Source organism: Treponema sp. OMZ 788 (genome assembly GCF_024181245.1).
Classification (GTDB): domain Bacteria; phylum Spirochaetota; class Spirochaetia; order Treponematales; family Treponemataceae; genus Treponema_B.
Genome location: NZ_CP051199.1, coordinates 2489615 through 2509102, shown reverse-complemented (window position 1 = coordinate 2509102; position 19488 = coordinate 2489615). Strand labels below are relative to the sequence as shown.

General features: G+C 38.7%; 15 protein-coding genes, 1 other RNA gene and 2 pseudogenes. 10 read left to right on the top strand and 8 right to left on the bottom strand.

All coding sequences use genetic code 11. The features are described 5' to 3' along the window. Positions 1 to 33: 33 nt before the first annotated feature. From E4O00_RS12450 to ssrA, 3 genes are all read left to right on the top strand, one after another. Positions 34 to 1011, top strand: a complete 978-nt coding sequence (locus tag E4O00_RS12450) for an ABC transporter substrate-binding protein (RefSeq protein ID WP_253677670.1) — start codon at positions 34 to 36, stop codon at positions 1009 to 1011. Further along, the gene (locus E4O00_RS12445) at positions 983 to 1720 is read left to right on the top strand and encodes an ABC transporter permease (protein WP_253677669.1); all 738 of its coding nucleotides are present in this window, start codon (positions 983 to 985) and stop codon (positions 1718 to 1720) included. The genes E4O00_RS12450 and E4O00_RS12445 overlap by 29 nt, the downstream gene beginning before the upstream one ends. Before the next feature lie 62 nt (positions 1721 to 1782). Then, positions 1783 to 2133, top strand: a transfer-messenger RNA (tmRNA) gene (gene ssrA / locus E4O00_RS12440). Between the two features lie 5 nt (positions 2134 to 2138). On the opposite strand, the gene cobO is transcribed toward ssrA, so the two are convergent. The 3 genes from cobO to E4O00_RS12425 all read right to left on the bottom strand — a co-directional run bounded on the left by cobO (position 2139) and on the right by E4O00_RS12425 (position 5259). Continuing rightward, positions 2139 to 2654 carry a cob(I)yrinic acid a,c-diamide adenosyltransferase gene (gene cobO / locus E4O00_RS12435; RefSeq protein WP_253677668.1) on the bottom strand — a complete coding sequence of 172 codons (516 nt, stop codon included), beginning with the start codon at positions 2652 to 2654 and terminating at the stop codon, positions 2139 to 2141. Between the two features lie 87 nt (positions 2655 to 2741). Further along, positions 2742 to 4028 carry an ArsB/NhaD family transporter gene (locus tag E4O00_RS12430; RefSeq protein ID WP_253677667.1) on the bottom strand — a complete coding sequence of 429 codons (1287 nt, stop codon included), beginning with the start codon at positions 4026 to 4028 and terminating at the stop codon, positions 2742 to 2744. Between the two features lie 70 nt (positions 4029 to 4098). Continuing rightward, on the bottom strand, positions 4099 to 5259 hold the full coding sequence (locus E4O00_RS12425; RefSeq protein WP_253677666.1) for a glycerate kinase family protein: 1161 nt from the start codon (positions 5257 to 5259) through the stop codon (positions 4099 to 4101). 179 nt (positions 5260 to 5438) lie between these two features. Here E4O00_RS12425 and E4O00_RS12420 point away from each other — a divergent pair, with 179 nt between their 5' ends. The 4 genes from E4O00_RS12420 to pcp are packed head-to-tail and all read left to right on the top strand — an operon-like array spanning position 5439 to position 9009. Further along, positions 5439 to 6938 carry a leucine-rich repeat domain-containing protein gene (locus tag E4O00_RS12420; RefSeq protein WP_253677665.1) on the top strand — a complete coding sequence of 500 codons (1500 nt, stop codon included), beginning with the start codon at positions 5439 to 5441 and terminating at the stop codon, positions 6936 to 6938. 16 nt (positions 6939 to 6954) lie between these two features. Further along, complete coding sequence (locus E4O00_RS12415; RefSeq protein WP_253677664.1) at positions 6955 to 7338, top strand: 5-oxoproline transporter, DUF969 family subunit; 384 nt, start codon at positions 6955 to 6957, stop codon at positions 7336 to 7338. A 4-nt stretch (positions 7339 to 7342) separates the two neighbouring features. Further along, positions 7343 to 8341 carry a DUF979 domain-containing protein gene (locus E4O00_RS12410; RefSeq protein WP_253677663.1) on the top strand — a complete coding sequence of 333 codons (999 nt, stop codon included), beginning with the start codon at positions 7343 to 7345 and terminating at the stop codon, positions 8339 to 8341. A gap of 14 nt (positions 8342 to 8355) precedes the next feature. Continuing rightward, complete coding sequence (gene pcp, locus E4O00_RS12405) at positions 8356 to 9009, top strand: pyroglutamyl-peptidase I (protein WP_253677662.1); 654 nt, start codon at positions 8356 to 8358, stop codon at positions 9007 to 9009. Positions 9010 to 9097: 88 nt separating this feature from the next. Here the strand turns inward: pcp and E4O00_RS12400 are convergent, their stop codons facing one another. The 3 genes from E4O00_RS12400 to E4O00_RS12390 form a co-directional block, all read right to left on the bottom strand. After that, complete coding sequence (locus tag E4O00_RS12400; RefSeq protein ID WP_253677661.1) at positions 9098 to 10105, bottom strand: leucine-rich repeat domain-containing protein; 1008 nt, start codon at positions 10103 to 10105, stop codon at positions 9098 to 9100. 154 nt (positions 10106 to 10259) lie between these two features. Continuing rightward, positions 10260 to 10676, bottom strand: a complete 417-nt coding sequence (locus tag E4O00_RS12395) for an ISAs1 family transposase (RefSeq protein ID WP_253677383.1) — start codon at positions 10674 to 10676, stop codon at positions 10260 to 10262. Then, entirely contained in the window at positions 10636 to 11361 is a 726-nt protein-coding gene (locus E4O00_RS12390) for an ISAs1 family transposase (RefSeq protein ID WP_253677660.1), read from the bottom strand. The genes E4O00_RS12395 and E4O00_RS12390 overlap by 41 nt, the downstream gene beginning before the upstream one ends. A 118-nt stretch (positions 11362 to 11479) precedes the next feature. On the opposite strand from E4O00_RS12390, the gene E4O00_RS12385 reads away from it, so the two are divergent. The 3 genes from E4O00_RS12385 to E4O00_RS12375 all read left to right on the top strand — a co-directional run bounded on the left by E4O00_RS12385 (position 11480) and on the right by E4O00_RS12375 (position 16932). Beyond that, positions 11480 to 12994 (top strand): lipoprotein 17-related variable surface protein, encoded by a 1515-nt coding sequence (locus E4O00_RS12385; protein WP_253677659.1) that lies wholly within the window; start codon positions 11480 to 11482, stop codon positions 12992 to 12994. A 281-nt stretch (positions 12995 to 13275) separates the two neighbouring features. Then, positions 13276 to 15213 (top strand): IdeS/Mac family cysteine endopeptidase, encoded by a 1938-nt coding sequence (locus tag E4O00_RS12380; protein ID WP_253677658.1) that lies wholly within the window; start codon positions 13276 to 13278, stop codon positions 15211 to 15213. A 72-nt stretch (positions 15214 to 15285) separates the two neighbouring features. Then, entirely contained in the window at positions 15286 to 16932 is a 1647-nt protein-coding gene (locus E4O00_RS12375) for an IdeS/Mac family cysteine endopeptidase (protein WP_253677657.1), read from the top strand. A gap of 61 nt (positions 16933 to 16993) precedes the next feature. On the opposite strand, the pseudogene E4O00_RS12370 reads toward E4O00_RS12375, so the two are convergent. Beyond that, positions 16994 to 17311 (bottom strand): annotated as a pseudogene (locus E4O00_RS12370) (CZB domain-containing protein); the annotation flags it as partial. A gap of 84 nt (positions 17312 to 17395) precedes the next feature. Further along, positions 17396 to 19486: pseudogene (locus tag E4O00_RS12365) on the bottom strand (methyl-accepting chemotaxis protein); the annotation flags it as partial. Positions 19487 to 19488: the final 2 nt, after the last annotated feature.

The following is a 19488-nucleotide window of genomic DNA, read 5'->3' as shown; positions in this document are numbered from 1 at the left end:
TTTAGGGTCAATATTATTGGCATTGGAGGAAATATGAAAAAAACATTTTTAAAAGTTTTGTTTATGTTTATTTGCTTCGGTGTACTTTTTGCAGCCGGAAGCAAGGAGCAGACTTCAAAAGATAGTGTTAAGGTAAAAATTGTGATGCCTACAGGAGCTCCTGCGGTATCTATTTCAAAGCTTGTGTATGAAAAGCCTATGATTAATAACTTGGAAACAGAGTATGAAGTGCTTGCCAGACCTGAATTAGTTCAGAGCAGGATTATGTCTGGGGAAGCTGATATTGCAATTGTTCCTACAAATCTTGCTTCAGTCATATATTCCAAGCAAAAGAATATCAGGCTTCTTGGCTCAATCATTTGGGGAAATTTGTATGTTATAAGCTCTGAACCTATTTCTTCAATTAATGAGTTAAAAGGAAAAACAATTTATTCTTTCGGGCGAAATATAGTTCCCGATATAACATCAAAAGAAATTTTTAAAAGAAACGGATTAGATCCCGACAAAGACCTTAATTTTGAATATGTTGCTGCAATCGTTGATATTCCTCCGGTTTTTATAAGCGGAAAGGCTAAAATTGCTATTGCTGCAGAGCCTGTTGTAAGTATGATCATGACAAAAAAGCCGGATACAAAAATTATTCTTGATATTCCTGCGGAGTGGAAAAAGTTTTTTGGCGGAGAATCTTATCCTCAGGCTTCTGTTGTTGTTAATGCAGAATTTGCAAAAAAACATCCTGAATATGTTGTATCTTTTTTAAAAGAACTTAAAGAATCTGCCGTATGGGTAAATCAAAATGCTCCTCAGGCTGCCGATTATTCCGGTAAAATTGGTGTTGAAATTCCAAAGCCGGTTTTATCCAAGGCAATTCCCAAACTGAATATCTCATTTGCGGAAGCCGAAAAGGCACGGCGGGCAGTAGAGGGCTACTTAAAAGTTTTGGCTGAAGCAGATCCTAAATTTATAGGCGGAAAATTGCCTGATGATGCTTTTTACTATAAAGCAAAATAAAATTTATAAAATAAGCGGTGTCTTTTTTTGTCTTGCTCTTTGGGAGCTTTTTGCACAAATCGTAAAGGCTCCGTTTATTGTTCCGCCCCTTAAAGAAATTCTCAAAGCCTTTTTTATTATCATAAAAACCCAAGAAACCTATTTATTTATATTAAGTTCTCTTATCAGAATTTTTATAACCTTATTTTTGGATTCTTTTATTACCTTTGTTTTAGGAATAGCTGCGGGTTTAAATAAAAAGATTGAAGAATTTTTATCAGCACCTGAAAATATTTTAAAGTCGAGCCCTACCATTTCTGTTTTGCTTTTATCTTTAATTTGGTTTAAATCGGATATGACTCCGGTCTTTGTTACATCTTTGATTGTTTTACCTATTTTGTATAGAAACATTGCAGACGGAGTTAAAAATATAGATAAAAATCTTATAGAAATGTCCTATGATTTTAATGTTCCTTTTTCTAAAAGGTTAAAACTTTTGTATCTTCCTTGTATAAAGCCTTTTTTGAGGAACGGTTATGTTTTAAGTACGGGCTTTGCAGTAAAAGTTGTTATAATGGCTGAGGTTTTGAGCCAACCTAAATACGGCATAGGTTCTGCCTTTCAAACCGCCAAGGTACAGATTGAAACGGCTGCTATATTTGCATGGACAGTAATAGCAATTTTATTAGCCGCTATAATGCAAAAAGCCGTAAAAAAAATTTTCGGCTGACATATCAGTAAAATTCTTCCCCTTGACTTTTCCGCATAAATATAGTAAATTACTCACAGCTTGGGGATGTTCCGGTTTCGACCGGAAAGACGGAGGCTTAAGCTGCAGGCGGAGTGCCGATCTCCTGATTCGGCAAACACTATAACTGCCGAAAATAACGACAGTTTCGATTACGCCTTAGCTGCATAATCGCGGAATCTGCTTTGCACTGCTCCGAGCGGGGCATGATTCCGATGCCAATCGGGGCTTGCTTTTTAGCGGTGTGCGGACGTTAAAAAGGACTTCTTCTGCACTAAGGATTCGACGCTTTCGGTGCTGCTACCGGATCCCGACAACTACCTCGCACCGATAAGCCTGTAGACGCTTCTGATTCCCTTTTCGGGACGGGGGTTCAATTCCCCCCATCTCCATAAGCTTTTTAAGATTCTATACCGCGTCTTGCCTGTACACCGTCATTAAAGTAATGCTTTATCATCTTCATTTCTGTTACAAGGTCAGCAGCTTCAATTATTTTTTTATTTGCATAGCGGCCGGTCAGAATAAGCTCAACCGTTTCGGGCTTGTTTTTGATGATGTGCAGGATGCGTTCAATGTCAAAAAGACCGTATAAAAGGGCAACATTGACCTCTTCCATGATTACGACATCGTAGTCGCCTGACATAATTATCTTTTCAATCTTATCCAAGCCTTCATTTGCCCTTTGGATATCCTTTTCTGTAGGATCATTATGAACAAAGTGAGCTTCTCCATATTGCTCTATTTCAAGATTGGGCAAATATTCGGGAGCTTTTAGCTCGCTGTAATTCATTCCTTTTAAAAACTGGCCTATATAAACCTTGTATCCGGCACAGACGGCTCTCAGTGCAAGCCCGAAAGCCGCTGTCGTTTTTCCCTTACCGTCTCCGGTATAAACTTGGACATAACCTTTTTTCATTTTCTATCCTCCAAATAAATAAAGCAAAGACAGTTATTGTCTTTGCTTTACATTATATCATTATAAGCGGTTTTATTAAAGATACAATTAAACGCCGTAAAATACCCATATGAGTACATAGCCGATGACTACCGCAATCAAGGTGTATGGAACGCTTAATTTCATAAATTCGCTGTTTTTTACCTGATGTCCTTCGTTTCTTAAAATACCGAGGGAAGTAATATTTGCAGACGCTCCTATGGGGGTTATGTTTCCTCCGAGGGTTGCGCCTGAAAGCAGACCGAAGAACAAAATGGGAGAAGCAACATTAAGCCCTGCTGAAAGTATTTGTATAATGGGAATCATTGCAGCTACATAGGGAATATTATCGACAAAGGCCGAAATTAAAACCGAGCCCCATACAATGATTGTGTAAATTAAAAATACATTTGAGCCGAGTGTTAAGAACCAGTCGGCAATGGCCTGTATAACTCCTGCCCTTGTAACGGCTGCGATTACCGTAAACAGTCCCATTAGCAAAAAGAGAGTTTCAAGGCTTAGTTCTTTTTTTACAACCTTTAAAATATCGAGTTTTTTTGTTTTTATGATATTGTAAAGAATTCCGACAATCATAAGGCCTGTACAAATCAGCCCGTTTATAGTTTGAGGTTTTTTATCTTCCGGCAAAAATGAAGCTATGATCATAAGAACGACCATTACAAGAAGGAGTATTGAGGGGAAATAATCCGTTACTTTGGTAAGTTCAACCTTATCCGGCTTTTCGTTTGCTTTGCGGAAAATAAAGTAGATAATTCCGGTGGCAGCGACAGCTGCAATTTCGACAGCAAAGAAAAGAGAGGGTTTTCCCAAGTACCAGAAGAAATCAAAGAAGGTCATGTTTAAATGGCTTCCCAAAAGAATTGAAGTTGTATCTCCTACCAAGGTCGCTGCACCTTGAAGGTTTGCAGAGATTGAAATAGCAATTATGGGCTTAACAGGCGACATATTCAGTTTTTTTGATAGAACAATTGCAATGGGAGCAAGCATTAGAACAGTCGCAACATTATCCATAAAGGCTGAAATAAAACCGGCAAAAAGAGAGAGACATACTATTATCCATTTTACATCGGGTACATTATTTATGATTTTATCTGCAATGCGTTGAGGCATCTTAGATTCGGTAAAGAGGGCAACCAAGCCCATTGTTCCTGCAATCATTAAAATAACGTTCCAATCTATTGCAAAAAAAACTTCATTATAAGGTAAAATTCCTAAAAGAACAAAGATAAGGGCTGACGAGCAGGCAACGATAGGTCTGTGATTGGTCAAAGTAATCATCAAAACGTAGGTGAGACCGAATAGTACGGCCGCTAAGATGAGGGGATTTGTAAACATAGATTATATCTCCTAAAAGGAGAATTATTACACTAAATGAGAGTGTTTGTCAACATATAGCAAAGTTTTCTTATTGCTTTATTTTGATTAGTCGCAAGATATCCTTCATTGTTGAGACTAAATCAGTCTCGGCCGTTTTTTGTGCTTGGCTGAATGGAACAGCAAGGCGGTTTATGCTGAATACGGAAGAAACTCCCGTATCATACACAGGATCTATTCCGCTTTCCGCATCACCGACAACGGCTATGACAGGCACATTTTTCTTTTTGGCTCTTTTGGCAACTCCTACAACGACCTTTCCTCTTAAGCTTTGACTGTCCAATTTTCCCTCTCCCGTAAAAACAAAGGAGGCTTCGTCGAGCTTTTTATCAAAATCAACCGTATCAAGAACAATCTCAATACCCATTTTTAATTCGGAACCTAAAAAGATTAGAGTGCCGTAGCCCATTCCTCCGGCCGCCCCTGCTCCCGGAATTTCAGCAAGTTTGGAACGGGAATTAAGCGCTTCCGTTTTTTCTGTAATTAAGGCCAGGTGTTTAAGGCCTTGGTCAAGTTCTTCAACCATTTTAGGATCTGCACCTTTTTGAGGGCCGAAGATATAGGCGGCTCCGTTTTTACCGAAAAGAGGGTTATCTATATCGCACATGGTTGTAAACCTTGCTTTTTTTACAAGAGGGTTTAAGCCCGACATATCTATGCGCTCAATGTTTTTTAATGTTCCGCCTGCCGGAACAAAACTTTTGCCATCCTTGTCAAAAAACTTGACTCCTAAGGCAGCTGCAGCACCGCAGCCCCCATCGTTTGTGGCACTTCCGCCCAAGCCGATTATAATTCTTGTACAGCCATTTTCGAGGGCGTCGGCTATGAGCTCCCCTGCCCCATAGGTTGTGGTAAGAGATGGGTTAAGCCTCCCCACCGCAAGGGGGAGGCCTGCACAGGCTGCCATTTCAATTATTGCGGTTTTTTCGGCATTCGGATTCTCATTTTTTAAAATACCGTAAAAGCCTTCCATTTCTTCAAAAAAAGGATTTTTCACTTTAACCGTTTTTTTTATTCCGCCTGCAGCTTCTAAAAAAGCATCGACACTGCCCTCCCCTCCGTCAGCTACAGGGATTGAAAGAGCTTGAGCCTCAGGGAAAATTTCATGTACCGCATTCTTCATCAAGGTGCATATTCTAACCGAGCTCATTGTTCCCTTAAAGGAATCGGGGATAAGCAGTATCTTTTTCATAATATTAACCTCTTTATAAATGCAAGAAGGATTATATCATAGAAATGTTTATAATGCAAATTTAAAAGAGATTATTATTTTCATTCTAACTTTCAACTTGGTTGACCCTTGACATCATTTTGAAAAAAAGTCATCATAGCCTTAGCGTATTTGATAATTTTAATGAGAGGTTTTGTTTTATGGATATTAAAAAACTAAAGAAGGTTATAATTTTTATAAGTTTTATTCTTTTTGCGGCAGCTTGTTCGGATAATAAGCCGCAAAAAGAGCAAGATATAAAAACTGCGGATAACAAAAACGATAAAGAAGAAGCACCTATCAATTTACCGAATACGGAATCTATAAGTTTGGCCACGGCAAAATCAAAGGGAGAAAAAATACGACTCAAAGTTGAAAGATTTGTCGATAATCGTGAACCTATATGGATTGATTTAAACGGAAATAAACAAATAGATGAAAAAGAAGATATAACTTCATTTGTTACTCCGGGTATGTCCGCTTATCGTGATTATGTTATTGATAGTGATATTATAACTATATACGGTAAAATAAATAGATTTTTTTGTGATGGAAACCGTATCACAAGCATTGATTTAGGTAATAATCCCTCATTAACAAGCCTTTCATGTTTTGACAACAATCTTACAGACTTGCAGCTTACAAATAACAGAAATCTTGTATATTTGTCTTGCGAAAAAAATAGTTTGAAATCCATAAATCTAAGTCAAAATTTTGATCTAAAAGAGATTTTTTGTTATGAAAATCAAATTACGGAACTGGATGTTTCGCATATCACAGGATTAGTACATTTAGAACTGCAAAATAACAAATTAGACTCTCTTGACGTGTCCAAAAATACCTCTCTTACAACATTATATTGTCATGACAATGAGCTGACATATTTGAATACAGACAATTGCAGAGATTTAAAATTTCTCGCTTGTTCAGGTAATGCTCTTACTTCTATAGATATCAGCTCAAGTCCTCTTTTAAAGAAATTATGGTGCGGTAATAATCAGCTTGAAAATCTCGACCTGTCAAAAAATGTTGATATAACCTTTCTTGGAGCGGGTGAGAATTTATTATCCGAATTGGATATAAGCAAAAATTTAAGTCTTAGAGAGTTTTATTGTTATAAAAATAAACTATCTTCTTTATCGTTAGACGGACATGAAAATATTGAGATATTGAATTGCTATAATAACCAACTAAATTCTCTTGATATTTCTAATCTTACTGAATTGCAAGAATGTCATTGTTCCAATACAAATATAACTGAGTTGGATTTATCAAAAAATAATAAGTTGATCAAATTGTCTTGCGGTAAAAATAATATATCTAAAATCAATTGTTCTAATCTTAAAGATCTTGAGTATCTATATGTATTGGAAAATAAGCTCACTGAATTGGATTTAACACAAAATTTAAATCTTACTACTCTTAAATGTCAAAAGAATATGTTGACAGAATTGAATATAAGCAGCAATAGAAAACTAAAAGAATTATATTGTGAAAATAATAAATTAAAAACTCTTAATACATCTAACAATATAAAGTTAAATACTTTATATTGTCATGAAAATGAAATCGGTAATCTGGATCTTACAAAAAATCCGGAGTTAGAGTTTTTGTCTGTAAACGATAACCGTTTGCAATTTTTGAATTTACGAAAAGATTAAGGGTGCAAGTGCAGGTATGGTTATCTGGCTCTATATTCTTATAAGAACAATTGCATCTGCATTCTCGATTAGGTTGGGCGGTCATGTTCAGTTTGTACGGCCTCTTATTCTTCCTATGGCAGAAGGTGCAGCACAAAAGAATGTAAAACTTCCTCCTGAAAAAATCGAAAAGATTAAGGGGCTTGCAGGTGCTTCCGAAAACTACGGAAACTTTTTCGGTCAAAATATCTTCCCTGTTGCATCAGGTGTTCTTTTAATTACAGGAACACTAAAGGAGCAGGGTTTTGATATTACAAATACGGATGTAGCTAAGTACTCAATTTTTGCAGGTGTTGCAATGGTTCTTATAGCCTTGGTACAGTGCTGGCTTTTTGAAAAATCACTTAGAAAGGGGGAGTAGGCTGATGTTTAGTTTTATTAATAATAACAGCATGATCATCGATGAAATTATATATGGTCTTTGCGGTCTTGTTTCAATTATTACTGCCGTGATCTCCTTAAAAGATAAAAAGAATCCTATCGGAACATTCTTGTTTTGGGGAATTTTGGGTCTCTTGTTTATGTTCGGAAAGGTTCTTGTACTCAATGTGCCCTACGGCGGAGCCATCATCGGTGCTTTATTGGTAGGTCTTGGTGTTCTTACTCTTACAAAGCAGGTAAAGGTTGCAGATATTCCTTCTGCAACAAAAGAAGAAATTGTAGAAAATTCAAAAAAGGTCGGAAATAAGATTTTTATACCTGCCGTTTTGATTGGTGTTGTCGCCATGTTCTTGGCACAAATGAAAAGCTTTAAAATTTCTCTCGGAACAAATGCTGCCGGAAAAGAAATTATCTTCGGATTTACTACAGCTCAGGTTGTCGGTATAGCTTCTATCGTTGCCCTCATCTTTGCGGTTCTTTTGACCAAACCTAAGATGAAGGAATCTATTAACGATACATCAAAGATGCTTATGCAGGTAGGTTCTTCCAGCTTACTTCCCCAGCTTCTCGGTGTTTTGGGTGCAATTTTTGCAACAGCCGGCATCGGCAAAATCATAGGCCATTTTGCAAGCGGTATTGTTCCTCAGGGTGTTCCGGTCCTTGGTGTTATTGCATACTGCTTAGGTATGGTAATCTTTACAATGATTATGGGTAATGCTTTCGCTGCCTTTACCGTTATCACAATCGGTGTAGGTGCTCCATTTGTAATTGCACAGGGCGGCAACCCTGCAATTGTAGGAGCCCTCGGTATGACCTGCGGATATTGCGGTACTCTTTTAACACCCATGGCTGCAAACTTTAACATTGTTCCTGCAGCAATTTTGGAAACCGAAAACAAATATACCCTGATAAAAGCACAAGCCTTTATGTCCTTTGCTTTGATTATTGTTCACATTATTTTGATGCTGACTCTTGCCTTTTAATTAGGAGCGATATAATGAAGATTTTAGTTACAGGTTTTGATCCTTTCGGAGGGGAAAAGGTAAATCCCGCCCTCGAAACGATTAAGCTCCTTCCCAATCAAATCTTGGGAGCACAAATTATCAAGCTGGAAATTCCGACCGTTATCGGAAAATCCGTAGCAAAGATAAAAGAAATGATTGAAAAAGAAAATCCCGATGTTGTTTTAAGTATCGGTCAAGCCGGAAACCGTGCCGATATTTCGGTAGAAAGAATCGGTATAAATATTGACGACTGCCGAATTCCCGACAATGAAGGCAATCAGCCGATTGATGAGCCTGTTGTAAAAGACGGCCCTGCTGCCTACTTTGTTACTTTACCGATTAAGGCCATTGTCGAGAAGGTAAAGGCAGGCAAAATACCTGCTTCAATATCGAATACGGCAGGGACATTTATCTGCAACCATGTTTGCTACGGTGTTGCTCATATTGCAGCCGCAAGAACAGCCCAAGGCAAACCGATGAAAAGCGGCTTTATTCATATTCCGTTTTTGCCCGAACAGGCTGTCGGAAAGCCTGCAACAACTCCCTCGATGAGCCTTGAGATGATTGTAAGGGGAATCGAACTTGCAATAGAAGCCATTGTCGAAAACGATGCCGATATAAAGGTTTCGGGCGGCAAAATTTGCTAAAGTTAAAAGCTTTAAAAGCGTTGTTCTAACTTATAATAAAGCCGCCGATTAGGGTTAAATACCTTAATCGGCGGTTTTGTATTAATTTTTATATTTCTTGGTCCGTATCCGTGCCGGTTTTTTTGTACAATTTCCAGTTTTTATTTTTAGCATCGGTCACTGCATTTGTCAAAGCTTCCGGTGTTGTAAAAACGGTTACATTACCCGTTTCGCCTTCTTTTTTGCACAGCACAATCTTCCCCTCCGTCTCGGCGGAAGTTCTATTCGGCAGGGTATTTAAAAGCGTTGTAAATGCGTTTTCCTTCAAGTTATTGTTATAACACTCTATTTGTTTTAATTCGGTACAGCCGGTTACGGTAAGCTCTGTTAGCTTATTTGACTTACAGTTTACTTCTGTCAAAGCCGTTAAATTACTGAGATTAAGTGCCGATAAATTGTTGGTTTCGCAGTCAAGATTTGTTAAAGCGGTGCAGCCCGTCAGCTTAAGTTCGGTAAGATTATTTTGCCAACACTCCGCTTTAGTCAATTTGTTTAACCCGCTGAGGTCGAGCGATGTCAGCTTGTTGTTTCCGCATTCAAGGCTTTCAAGGTTTTTACATGCTTGTATATTAAGAGCAGTAAGTTTATTCTCCGCACATGCTAAATGGGTTAACTGCGAATCGGCAGGAAGAATAAGGCTGTCCAGCAGATTTTTATTGCAGGTTAAGCTTGTAAGCGTTTTACATCCTGAGGCATTTATTTTCAGCACGGCTTGGTTAGGACAGTTTAATCCTATAATATCGGCACCAGTTTGAGGCTTTAAGATGATGATTCTGTTTTTTGCCGTTACATTTTCGTATGTATCATGCGGAACGGAAGATGCGGTACATTCTTCGAGTTCAATCGGTGTGCCGTTACTGCTTTTTACGTTAATATTTATCGTCTTTTTATCCTGACTTACTACCAGCGAAATACCGCCTTCGACATAGGGTGCGGAAGGAACGGAATCCTGTGAGCCGGAGGTTATGTCAGGGTAGGCTCCCTTATTATGGGGACAGGCGGTGCACAGCATAAGAATAAATATGCTTATAACTGTATATTTTGCAATATTTTTCATAATTTAATCTCCTATAAATATCAAAGGTTTTGGTTAGAATAAATTTTTAGCTTAATTCACAACAATTGTAATTATCTATAGATAACATTATATATCTAAAAAATAATAAAATCAAGAGAAAATTATTAATATTCACGGCTTACGCATGAATTCCTTAGCTAAATAAAACATTAAACCTAAATGAATCATCAAAAGTACAAAGCATTTTCTTCCTTTTCAGAGTTTTACCGTTTTGATACATTTTCATTCGATTAAAGCAAATCCTCCTTAAAATTGCTATGTTTTCAGCAGTATTTTTTTCTCGAATTTGACATTCATCGTCTCTAAATATTACATCCAGCGACCAGTGTAAGGTGTTTTCTATTGTCCAATGTGTTCTTACAGCTGTTACAAACTCATTTATATCCTCTATACTGCTAATAAAGTAACGCTTTTCACTGTATTGTTTGCCTTTGCACCTTACAGTGCTTTTGACCATTCCAAAACTCTTTAAATTTGCCCATTTATTCTTATCTGCAAACCAGTTTATATTAGAAGAAAGAAAGTATTCTCTTTTTTTCTTCTCTGCCATGCCCTATATCCAAGGTTTCAAATCTTAAAAGTGTGTTTTGAAAGTCTTTATCTTCTATAGAAAAATAATCTTTTACATCATTATACGCTGCCGGTTGATTTTCTTTTAGAGCCAATACATAATCACATTTTTTCTTTGTGATTTCTTTTGCTATTTCTTTTTGACAACCCATGGCATCTATAGTAATTATCGAGCTTTTTAGTTTTAAAAGGTTAAGGAGTTCAGGAATTGCTGTGATTTCATTCGATTTTTCAGCACATTTTATTTGTCCTAGTACAACTCCCGCTTCGTGAGCAAATGCACTTACTAAATGAATGCCCTTGCTTTGTTCACTTGCACTTCCACGTAATGTTTTTCCATCAATGTGAATGTATGAACCTGCTGGAATATTAAGGGATTGTTCAATCCACGAGATAAAAAGGCTTTGAAATTGTTTGGGATTAATCATCGCAAGGACTCTTCCTATGGTGTCGTGCGAAGGAACGCCATTTTCTAACAAGAGTCCTACCTCATTTTTTAGCCAATCCTTTTTTACTTCGGCAAATTCCCCTATTTCAAATACAGTTTGAACTCCGCTACAAACAGCACACAGTGCTATTACCAATATTTCACTGATTAGATGTTTTACTTTGCCAGACTGACGATTATCATTAAGTTCGTTAAAATATTCTTTTAATGTTTTCATACTTTAAATATCGGCTATTTTTTTTCGTGCGTAAGCCGTGTATTAATATTCTTGTAACTAAATTCTCTCTCTGTTTGTTAAAACCTGGTTAAAATGATATATTTATGTTAGGAGTTTTATGAAAATAAAATTAAACAATATAATGGCAGCTGCTATAATATGCTGCATTTTTTTATTTGCGGGATGCCCTAATTCGGCAATACCGAAAACTGATATAAACTCAAATGCACCGCTTAATCCGCAGAGACAGCAGGGTGATTTGTTAAAAGAGGATATTATGAGCGCCTTTGCTTTAACAAAGGGAAATATAACCGCCTCCAATGCGGCAAAAAAAATCCGTGATACGGATCCTTCTGAGGGTTCGGTGCTGACCTTTACCGAAAAAGCAATTACCGCCTACGATGATAAAGCCGGAACCTTTACCGTAAAGGTAAAGGGCACAAAAGGAGAAAAGTCCTTTGAAAAAGAATTGACCTTTACAGGCTTTGAAAATCCCTATGCAAAGATTTTTCCTTCCCTCAGTGCAGCAGAATTGGATTTTTCGGAAGCTATAGAGTACAATAAAACATTGGATACCTTTATTTCGGATGCGGCCGGTAACTCCGCTCTTTTAAAAAAGCTGTCTTTCAGTGATGATAATACCGGCACTCTCAGTTTGGGAGTTCATGACCGTTACAGCTTAGCCGCGGCATTGGAAAAAAACGGCGATAAAATAAAAATAAAACCAGAGTATAAGGTTAAATACTTAAAAAAAGAGGCTGGCGGCATTGAAACTTCAACAGAAACGGATAGAAGTGCTTTATTTGCACGCTTGGGAGCCGACCTTACAAAGCCCTATTTTTCGAAAGAAGATGTGTTTAGGTATCTTATAAACAAAACCGATGACGGCATTATCAATGTATCTGCCGATGTGTTCGGTTCGGAATATTATGCTTTTGCAAAGCACCTTAGGGTAACACCTGCGCGTCTTATAAATGATGCCCATATACAAACAATTATGGCCCGTTATAATCGGGAGGGCGGACAGTTCAATATGGAGATGGACACGGCTTTGTTTCATCCGGAAAATGAAGGTATAAAGGCGGATGATATTGAAGGAACTCTTGAAATAACTTATTGTATTGCCGAAAAGGAACAAATCGCAGAAATGCTTTCTTCCAAACCCGACCCTTCCGTACGGCGCATAACCGTAACAAAAACGGCAAAGGCGGCAGGGTTTAAAAAGATTCCTAAAGACAATATAGCGTCTTTATTTAATTTTTCCGTAAAGGTAAAAGATGACCCAAATTCGCGTCAAAAATGGCAACATAAAGTTTTTGAAAACTACCGCTTTTTATCGGAACAATACGATACCGAAAGAGAGATGACGATGTTTGCGCTGGAAAATCCCTTACAAAAGACAGCGGTTTCCGTATTTTATTTGGAAGTAAACGGCAGGGAACCTGAAGACGTTTTAGCCTTTAACGAGCCTATATCCTTTTCAAAAACGGCGGACGGTAAACATATTTTTATCAAATATGTTTATTTGAATAAAGAAAGCGGAAGTGATAAACTTAAAATACATATAAACTTTACCGGTGAAAGCGAAGGAATCGCTTTGGAAGTAAGTCCGGAATATGTCATCGGGAATTAAAGGTGAGTATGCAGTTGTGCGGCGGCAAGATTGTCGAAATGACAACACGGCCTTTTTTAGGATATAATCCGTAATTGCGAAGGAGTTTTTATTTGAAATACGGAGACAAAAAATAGGTAACATAAAGCATATAAGCAGCTTATCTTGTGCTCTGTATTCATTGAAAAACAAGATACGCCATTATGCATACAAACGGCTGGAAGGCGGAAAACTTGTATAATATATTACGCGTTATGCGCAAAAATTATAGTTATAAATAATATTTTTAAGGAGATTTTAATATGAAAAAAATTAAAACACAGTTAACGGATTATACTATGAAACAATATACAAAAAAACATATATCAAGAGTTCAGCTTTTTTTAAACCTTTTCGGGGTGTCCGCCCTTATTTCGGTTTTGGCACTCGGATGCTCGGCCCCCATAAAGCCTGAGCCGTTAAAATATGAGGTACAGTTCGGTGCTGAAGGCGAAGGAGGCCGACTTAAGGCTGTGATTGACGGAAAAAGCATTACACCAGGTGCTAAAGCCGAAAACGGCACAACTGCCGTTTTTACCGCTCAGCCTGGCGAAGGTTATGTAGTAGCAGGCTGGAATGTTACGGGCGGTGAGATAGTATCGGGAAGAACCGAGGGTGATTTAACTGCGGCGGTAAAACTTACTTCCGATGCATCGGTAAAGGTATTGTTTAAGCAAAATCCTGTTTTGGGACAACTGCCGGCATCTTCCGGTCAAGGTATGGTTCCCGTAAACACTATAACTTTTAAGGGAAAAGATACACAAGATGGTACGGAATTTGCGATAACGAATTTTATGAATCTTGAACTGAATAAACCGTATGAGCTTATCCCCGTTTTCGACCCGCCCGAAACTTCGGACAAAACCCTTCGGTATGAGGTAAAAAAAGGCGGTATTTCCGTTAGCCCCGAAGGAATTATTACGGTAAACAGCTTTGGAGATGCCGAAATCGCGGCGATAGCGTCAAACGGACGCGAGTACACTATGTACTTTAAGGTTAAAGACGATTATACTTTTAAGGTTGCAGGTAAAACGGCAATAAAACACAGCCGTGATGCTTTTACCGAAACGCTCGTTATTGAAAAAAAATATAACAGCACCAAGTATGTGCTGACGGTTAATCCTCCCGAACCTTGGCTGACTGTGGAAAAAACAGGCGAAAACACAAAAAAAGAAACGCTTACGCTCCGTATTGCCGAAAATACATCGCCCGTGCCCAGAACGGTTTCGCTGACTGTTTCAAAAATGGAACCGGCTAGACGAGGAACGCAACAACAAAAAACAGTACATACGCTGAACATTACCCAAACGGCAAACATTGTTAACCCCAAACTTACTACAAAGTGGGTGCACGGCATTACACCTCCGGCGGAAAGCGAAATTAAAAAGGAAATAGGAACTGATGTGCGTTACCGCAAATGGGAAGAAACGGCACATACCACGTGGTTTAATGCCCGTAAGCTCCGTTATACACGAAATCATAATTATGTTGCGGATGCCAATATGTGCTGGGCAATGTCTACCTCCGACCTTTTACATTGGTGGATGCGGGAAAACAAAGACAACCTTGACCGCTATATGCAAAAAAAAGGAATTACGCCCGATAAAGCCGAATATCCATATTACACAGGCGAATACAAGGGCGGTTTAGGCGATATAGGCGAAAAAGATAAAAGCAGCATCGCAAATGTATTCCGCAACGGGTACGGCGATGTCGGGTTACAGTTACACACCGCCGTTAATTGGTATTTACGCGGCGTTTCCAACGGTTCACAAAAGATTGCTCCGCCCGGTATTGTGCAAGACGTATTTACGGGACAGGAAGATTTAAACAAGCTGATAGAAGTCCGTTACGCACATAACAAAAAAGAGTTTGAAGATATGATAAAGGGTGCTTTAAATGACGGACATGCTATTGCCGTTGTTATAAAACCGAAAACCAATATTATCGACCCGCTGCATGTCGTTACCGTATGGGGGGTTGTCTTTGACGAAGACGATAACATCGTAGAGCTGTGGACTTCCGATTCCAATGACAGAAACTCGCATATCGTAAAGTTCGGCGTATATTATCCTGATGGAATACCGCATAAAATAAACTATGCTGCTCCTAACGATAAGGGCGACACCCGCATTGAAGAAGTAGCTGTTATGAAATCGGCAAAAGAAGAATTTAAAGCATGGTTGGATGCCGCGAACTGAAAATTGCGAGTGTTTAGAAAGATAATATCAGCACGCTTCATAATGTGCTGAGGATATATTAAGGAGATTTAAATGAATAAAAAACGGCTCTTATATGCGGGGTTATTAGGTGTTCTTACGGCGGTCATTGTACTGCTTGCCGGCTGTCCGAATAGTCTTGCAAAAACAATCCCTTCCGGCAGCGGTACTGCCAAACCGCACTCGGGGCAGGGACAAAAACCGGACAATTCCGGGCAGCTCGCCCCGTTTATACCGGAGTATGTTCCGGTAACTAAAGTTGTTCTTCACGATATAAATGATGAACTTATCGGAGAAGATACTACTTTACCGGTTAAGTTGAGGGAACAGTTTCAGCTGAAACCCGTTATTGAACCGAAAAATGCTACAAATAAAGAGGTAGAATATAAGTATGAGGAGAATCTGGTTTCAGTTACGGAAACCGGTCTGGTTACGGCAATTGCAAAGGGAATTGCAACCGTTAATATTTGGGCCGACGGTAAGCACCGTGCTTCTATCCGTTTCCAGATAAAGGACGATTCTACGTTTGAGTTCAGCCAGTCGCAAATAGAATCCGATCATCAGGCTTCCTCTAGGGTGTTATCTATTACAAAAAAAACGCAATATTCAACATATAATTGTACCGTCAGATATGCTTACGGGAACGGTAATTGGGTGGAAACGGCACCTGTTTCGAAAGGGAATATTGATGAGATTACCGTAGAGCTTAAAGAAAATAAATCGCTATTTGAGCGAAGGGCTTATCTTGTGTTTAAAACCGATAACACTGATAAGGCAAAACTCATTCGTGAAATACCGATTATTCAACAGGCTCATCCCAATCCGGTACTTAAAACAAAGTGGGTACAGGGTATTACCCCTCCGTCAGAAAGCGACCTCAAAACTGAACCGGCAACGGATGACAGGTACCGCAAATGGGAAGAAACTGCAAGTACAACATGGTTTAATGCAAGGAAGCTGTGTTACACGGAAAACTTTAAAGCGGTGCAGGATAATCAGATGTGCTGGGCAATGTCAACCGCCGACTTAATTCACTGGTGGATGAGGGAAAATAAGGATAATCTTTCCCGCTACATGCAAAAAAAAGGTATAATAGCCGATACGGAAACATATAAAATATATGCAGGCGAATACAAAGGCGGCCGCGGTGATGCAGGTGAAGGAGAGAAAAGCAGCGTTGCAAACGTATTCAGAAAGAGTTTTCCCAATCAGGGAGGCACTTTAGATACCGCCGTTAATTGGTATTTACGCGGCAAGGACGCTCCTTCCCAGCAAAAAGCTCCCCCCGGTATTGTAAAAGACGTATTCGGCGGACAAAACGATTTAACAAACCTTATTATAAGCAGGGCGGTCAAGACCAAAGCAGAGTTTGAACAGACGATAAAGGAAGCTCTTAACAAGGAGCACGCAATCGCCGTTGTTATAAAACCGGTAAAGAACGTTGTTGATCCGCTTCATGTTGTTACTGTCTGGGGTGTTGTTTTTGATGAAGACGATAGCATCGTCGAACTGTGGAATTCCGATTCAAACGATGCATATTCGCATATCGTAAAATTCGGTGTACATTATCCGGGCGGGGTTCCGCATAAGATAAATTACGGTGCCAAAAACGATAAGGGCGATACCCGTATTGAAGAAGTAATTATCATGAAATCGGCAAAACAGCAATTTAAGAATTGGCTGGATAGTAATAATTATTGATACTAAAGAGGGCTGTCTGAATAGACTTTAACATTTCAGACAGCCTTTTTTTATTAAATGCTTAGTTCAAGCCTATTTCATTTTTTAGGGCATTTACGGCAGCGGTAATTTCATTTGAAGCGGTGTTGAATGAACTGGCAGTATTGAGCATGGCTTCTGCTTTGGTAAAGCTGCCGTCATTGATTGCAGAGGCAACCTTTCCTGCTTCTGCATGAAAAGCGGCATGTTTAGCCAGACATTCTTTATATGATGATAAATGCCCGTATTTTGTTTTTGCTTCTCCATGCAGCCATTTGCCGAATTCGCATTCCGAATCCTTAGAAATGATTCCTACATCAAGTTTTTCCTTTGTTGATATTGCTGCCCTAAGTTTAACCTTCCAATCTACATGAACTTTGACTGCATTACTAAGATTAATGCCGGAAGTTTCCTTTTTATTTTTTACGAAGCTTATTTCGCCGCTTACTTTGAATTTTCCTACTTCCTTAACAAGATTATCAATGCTTTGCTTATTTTTTTCAGTTATTACAGCAACATCTTCCATTGCATTGCCAATATGGGCAGCACCTTTAGCCATCTCGTTCATACTGCCGGTTATAATATGGGTTAGGCCGTCCAGTTTATTCATTTCCTCTGCGACTCCTTCTCCGCCTTTGAGCATTTCTTCCGAACCTGCTTGAACTTCGGCAGTAATTCTGTTTATGTCTCTGATCGCTGTTAACACTTCTTGACTTCCATGCTGCTGCTCCTGCATGGCATTCATCAAAGTTGTGCTCATTTGTTTTACCTGCTCGGATAGGTTAAAGATAGCATTAAATTTTGATTCGGCCGTCTTTGCAGAATCAGATAATATTTCGATTTCTCCGGATAGTTTTTTTAATGTTGAGGTAATTGTTTTTCCCTGAGTGCTTGATTCTTCTGCAAGTTTTCTGATTTCATCGGCAACAACGGCAAACCCTTTTCCTGCTTCTCCTGCATGTGCTGCTTCAATGGCTGCATTCATAGCCAAAAGATTTGTCTGACTTGCAATATGCTGAATAACCGTCGAAGCTTCCAATAAGCCTCCCGATTCTTCCGAGATTTTTTGTGTTACTATGTTTGCATTAGTAACTGTTTCTTTACCATCGGCTGTGGCTTCTGCAAGAGTCTTAATAACATTATCGGTTTTTCCCAGAGTGTTTGTTATGGAGCTTATGTTTGCAACCATTTCTTCAATAGCAGAAGAGGATTCTGCAACACTTGCGGCCTGACCTTCAATATTTCCGTTAAGCTGTTTTATTGTGCGGATTATTTCTTCCACCGTTGCAGCTGTTTCGGTTACACTTGCAGCCTGAGTTATAGCCTGTTGTTTTACTTCTTCAATGTTTGCACCTATTTGCTGTACTGAACCTGTAGTTTCATTCATATTGTTTGCAAGCTCGGCGGCTATGGCTTCCATTGCGGAGGTATTTAAGCCTACAGTTTGAATGGACTCTTCTATTTTCTTTATTGTCCGGTTAAAATAGTTAGACATATCTGTGATTTCATCATTTCCCCGTAAAGGCAGCCGTACGGTTAAGTCCCCGCCGCCTTGTGCAATATCTTTTAAAGCTGAAACGGCACTATTGATCGGTTTTACTATACGTAGAGCCACAATAAATATAACAGCAAAAGCACTTATTAAAATAATCAAACCGACTCCATAAAGAGATTTTTTTAAGATGCCGATTGTTCCCATAAATTCTTCTATGGGGGCTGAAATAATAACTGTCCAGCCCGTTTCCTTGATATGAGCAAAAGATGCTATTTCAAGCTCACCATCCCAATAAAAAGACCCTACGGAAGGTTCTTTTTCGGATAGAGCTTTTTTTTCTAATGCTGCTATGCTTTCAAAGGAAGGATCTTTTTTTGCCTTATTTACACTGGATTCAAGTTGTGAAACTATTGCCCTATCTTTATCGGCAATTGTTATTCCATCAAGGCCGATGATATAGCATCCTCCTGTATCTCCTATTTTTATATCTTTTATGTCATTCGATAGCTTAAAGCCGTCTACAGCAGCAGATAAAACCCCGATGATTTTATTGCTGTCATTATATATAGGAACCGCAAATGCACTGATCAATGAACTGTCGGTCCGCGATATTATCGGCTCTGAAGCAAATCGTTTGCCGGCAGCAGCGGTCTTATACCATTTAAGGTCTCCTACAAATATGGTCTTTCCGCTTTTGCTATAACGGTTTCCCTTTAAGTCGGTTATGTTCAACTCCAATATAGACTTATCGAATGAATTTTGTTTTTCTAAATATTCTGTTTTTTGCAAATAAGATATTTCGGGGTCTGTCAATACAGGAGATTTAGCAATACCTTCTAAAAATTGAAAAAAAGCATTTATTCTGCCGTCTATAATTTCAGCCGTATCCTTTGCCTTATCTATTAAATGAGTTTCCGCTTTTTCTTTTACAGCTTTTTCGGCAATATTTACAGCTAAAATACCGAAGATAAAAAGTGCAATGCTTACCAATAATCCGAAAATAACAATTAATTTATTACGGATCGAAAATCTCTTTTTCATAA